Raw genomic sequence first — 344 nt, 5'->3', positions numbered from 1 at the left:
CCATGCTGGCGAGAAGCTGGCGGGCCATTTCCTCGATAACTTCGCTATCGCATACTGCCAATAAATTCGTCATGTGCATTGCACACGGCTTGTACGTCGCCTTTCTTGCAAGCTCTGCGATTTCTTCCAAGTGTTCTTTGGTGAATTTGGTCATTGGTTAATCCTCAATCACACGAAACAAAACAGACTGCTGAAAGCCGGTAAGAAACCATAGCCCATCGACTCGCTGGCTCATCTCGTACCAGTCTTCCGGGTTAAGGTCGGACACGAGGTTGTCACCACAAATACAAGTATCTGGTCCGCGTTTCTCGGAATCATAAATATCACCAGGTGAGAACCACTCA

General features: G+C 48.3%; 1 protein-coding gene. It reads right to left on the bottom strand.

Annotation, left to right across the window (positions count from 1 at the left end; all coding sequences use genetic code 11):
* Positions 1-157 precede the first annotated feature (157 nt).
* Positions 158-344 (bottom strand): hypothetical protein (locus FDX01_RS23150; protein WP_137399304.1); only part of this gene is annotated, 187 nt, incomplete at its 5' end.

Origin of the sequence: Citrobacter sp. wls613, from assembly GCF_005281195.1 — a bacterium.
Lineage (GTDB): Bacteria > Pseudomonadota > Gammaproteobacteria > Enterobacterales > Enterobacteriaceae > Citrobacter > Citrobacter gillenii.
This window is presented reverse-complemented; position numbering and strand designations above follow the sequence as displayed.